Here is a 3900-nt window from a genome sequence, read left to right on the forward strand (position 1 = left end):
AACGAGGCCCGCGATCGTGAAGAGCGTGCGCCCTTCAATGGTGGTGGTGGTGACAGAAAAAAACGCTATTAAGCTTTTTTTGTGAATAATTGTGGGAGGGTGGACAGGGTTCACCCTTTTTTTGTCGGCAATTGCGATCGCTGCTCCCCTCAAAACCAATAGAAATCTAAATGTCTGAGTCTCTCCAAAAGGTAACAAGTAAACTATAAAGGATATCGTCATCAGGTCTGATCGGCGATCGACTCCCGAATATATGGACAACAAAAACCCATGGAGACAACCTATACCCTAGCTGATGGGCCTGAAGCACTTCAATGCCCCACTTTAGTTGAAGATGATCGCACGGGCATGAGTCCCGAAACCCTAAAACGGGCTTTTCTGGACAATCTATTTTATTTGCAAGGGGTTAACCGCACTAATGCTAGTCCCTACAATTACTATGTCGCCCTTGCCTACACCGTTCGCGATCGCCTGCTGCGTCGTTTTCTGAAATCCACCGACACCTACAAACAAGAAAAAGTTAAACTCGTCTGCTATTTCTCGGCCGAATTTCTCATGGGGCGGTATTTAGGTAATAATCTGGCTAATTTGGGTATTTATGACCTAATGAAAGACACGATCGAGGAATTAGGTCTTGATTTTGAGGAAATTATCGAACAGGAACCAGATCCCGGCCTCGGAAACGGCGGTTTAGGGCGTTTAGCGGCTTGTTTCCTTGATTCTCTGGCTTCCCTGGAAATTCCCGCCATCGGTTACGGTATCCGCTACGAATTTGGCATTTTCCATCAAATGATCCAAAACGGTTGGCAGGTGGAAATCCCCGATAACTGGCTACGCTTCGGCAATCCTTGGGAATTACCCCGTCCCGATGAAAGTGTGGAAGTAAAACTGGGGGGACGGACGGAAATCTATCACGATGATAAGGGACAGGAACGGGTACAATGGCTGCCGGAACGTCGGGTTTTAGCCATTCCCCACGATACCCCCGTCCCGGGTTACAAAACCAACACGGTGAACGCTTTGCGTCTCTGGAAAGCAGAAGCGAGTGAATCGTTTAATTTTGAGGCTTTTAACGCCGGGTTATACGATCAATCCGTGGCTGAAAAAATGGACGCGGAAACCATTTCTAAAGTCCTTTATCCCAACGATAACACCCCCGCCGGTCGCGAATTACGTCTGGCCCAACAATACTTTTTTGTGGCCGCTTCCCTGCAAGATTTAATTCGCATTCACCTAAAAAGCCACAAAAATCTGCAAAATTTCCACGAAACCGCCGCTATTCAACTGAACGACACTCACCCCGCCATTGCGATCGCTGAGTTAATGCGTTTGTTAGTGGATGAAAACGGCTTAGAATGGTCAAAAGCTTGGACAATTACCCAAAAAACCTTCGCTTATACCAATCATACCCTATTGCCGGAAGCCCTAGAACGTTGGTCGGCGGATCTGCTCGGGAAATTGCTGCCCCGACATCTAGAAATTATCTACCTGATCAATCACTTTTTCCTCGACGATGTGCGGACTTGGTTTCCCGATAACGAGGAATTATTGGGCAAATTGTCGATAGTTGAAGAAGCTGGTTGGGGTAATAAACAAATTCGCATGGCTAATTTAGCCTGTGTGGGTAGTCACTCGATTAACGGAGTTGCCGCTTTACACACCGAGTTACTGCAAAAAGACACCCTGAAAGAGTTTGCCATGCTCTGGCCAGAAAAATTCTACAATAAAACCAATGGTGTCACCCCGCGCCGGTGGATTTTATTGAGCAACCCCCAATTATCGGCACTATTTACCGAAAAAATCGGCGATAATTGGTTAAAAGACCTGAAGGAATTGCGAAAACTGGAACAATACCTTGATGATCCTGAATTTCGTCAGCGTTGGTATGAAATTAAACAGGCGAATAAGGCCGATTTAGCGGCTTATATGCTGAAAACCCGCAATATCGAGGTGGATGTTAATTCGATTTTCGATGTGCAGGTAAAACGGATTCACGAATACAAACGCCAACATCTGGCAGTTCTGCACATTATCGCCCTTTACAATCGCATTAAACAGAACCCTCAGATCGATATTGTACCGCGCACTTTTATCTTTGGTGGTAAGGCAGCCCCCGGTTACTTTATGGCGAAGTTAATTATTAAGTTAACTAATGCTGTGGCTGAAATTGTGAATAAGGATCCTGATGTCAGAGGTCGTTTAAAAGTGGTTTTCCTGTCTAACTTTAACGTTTCTTTGGGTCAACGCATCTATCCGGCGGCGGATCTTTCCGAACAGATTTCTACGGCGGGTAAGGAAGCTTCTGGAACTGGTAACATGAAGTTTGCCATGAATGGCTCCCTCACCATTGGGACTCTGGACGGCGCTAATATCGAAATTCGCGAGGAAGCAGGGGCAGAAAATTTCTTCCTTTTTGGCTTGACAGCAGAAGAAGTTTATGCTAAGAAAGCACACGGTTATGAACCGATGAGCTATTACAAAAATAATCGCGAATTGAAGGGAGTAATCGATCGAATTAAGAGTGGTTATTTTAGCCATGGTGACCCAGAATTATTCAGGCCGATCGTTGATTCTCTCCTCTACGATGACCAGTATATGCTTTTAGCTGATTATCAATCCTACGCTGATTGTCAGGAACAGGTAAGTGAAGCTTATCGCGATCGAGACAAGTGGACGCGGATGTCGATTCTTAACTCGGTTCGTATGGCCAAATTCTCTAGCGATCGCACAATCTGGGAGTATTGTCAAGAGATTTGGAAAGTTAATCCGGTCAAGATTAGTTTAGAGGATTAAAAAACTCGGTCAAGTTCGGGTTTAGTCTTTGACTAGCCCGAATTTTGGAACCGTAGCCCCAAAAATGCTTGGTGAAAACGATGAAATTTATTATTCTTTGCTATCCAAAAACTGGCTTAACAATTTTGAGTTTTAGGGTGAATGATGCGGGGAGCTTTTTGATTATGAGGAAAAATAGAAATGTCAGTAATAATTGAACAAAACCTAGGGGAAATTTTAGCCCAAATTAATCACAAATTAGAGAATTTACAAAAAGATGTTACAGACATCAAAATTGAGTTAACAGAAGCTAAGGGGGAAAGACAGGTATTAAAGGTGGAGATTAATTCCCTACGAGGAGAAATCAATGCGGTTAGGGAAGATGTTAAGGCAATTAAAGGTTCACAACAGGCTCAAATTTGGACATTAATTGGTATTTTAATTACGGCGGTAGGAGGGTTTTTAGTGGCAGTGGGTAGGTTTGTTATTTCGGGTAATCCTTAATTGCAATACCGTCTAAACTATGATTGAGAGTGATTGAATGATCGACTATGATTGGGTTGTTTTTAGACAATCCAATGTCTAAACTATGATTATAATGATTGAATGAGCGACTATGATTGGGTTGTTTTTAGACAATCCAATGTCTAAACTATGATTATCATGATTGAATGATGGACTATGATTGGGTTGTTTTTAGACAATCCAATGTCTAAACTATGATTATCATGATTGAATGAGCGACTATGATTGGGTTGTTTTTAGACAATCTAATGTCTAAACTATGATTATAATGATTGAATGAGCGACTATGATTGGGTTGTTTTTAGACAATCCAATGTCTAAACTATGATTATCATGATTGAATGAGCGACTATGATTGGGTTGTTTTTAGACAATCCAATGTCTAAACTATGATGAGAATGATTGAATGATGGACTATGATTGGGTTGTTTTTAGACAATCTAATGTCTAAACTATGATTATAATGATTGAATGAGCGACTATGATTGGGTTGTTTTTAGACAATCCAATGTCTAAACTATGATGAGAATGATTGAATGAGCGACTATGATTGGGTTGTTTTTAGACAATCCAATGTCTAAACTATGATTGAGAATGATTGAA

General features: G+C 42.1%; 2 protein-coding genes and 1 pseudogene. All 3 read left to right on the forward strand.

What is annotated here, in order from left to right; all coding sequences use genetic code 11:
- Positions 1–72 (forward strand): annotated as a pseudogene (locus O9324_RS16300) (RNA-binding protein); the annotation flags it as partial.
- A gap of 198 nt (positions 73–270) precedes the next feature.
- Entirely contained in the window at positions 271–2793 is a 2523-nt protein-coding gene (locus tag O9324_RS16305) for a glycogen/starch/alpha-glucan phosphorylase (RefSeq protein WP_288140723.1), read from the forward strand.
- Between the two features lie 180 nt (positions 2794–2973).
- Positions 2974–3276: a hypothetical protein gene (locus O9324_RS16310; RefSeq protein WP_002790995.1), complete on the forward strand. Its 303-nt coding sequence runs from the start codon at positions 2974–2976 to the stop codon at positions 3274–3276.
- Positions 3277–3900: the final 624 nt, after the last annotated feature.

The sequence above is a fragment of the Microcystis sp. LE19-84.1B genome (assembly GCF_027531875.1).
Taxonomy (GTDB): Bacteria; Cyanobacteriota; Cyanobacteriia; order Cyanobacteriales; family Microcystaceae; genus Microcystis; species Microcystis panniformis.

Excerpts from the sequence above, each read along its gene's own strand:
- O9324_RS16305 (WP_288140723.1), top strand. The coding sequence starts at position 271 with ATGGAGACAACCTATACCCTAGCTGATGGGCCTGAAGCACTTCAATGC.
- O9324_RS16310 (WP_002790995.1), top strand. The coding sequence starts at position 2,974 with ATGTCAGTAATAATTGAACAAAACCTAGGGGAAATTTTAGCCCAAATT.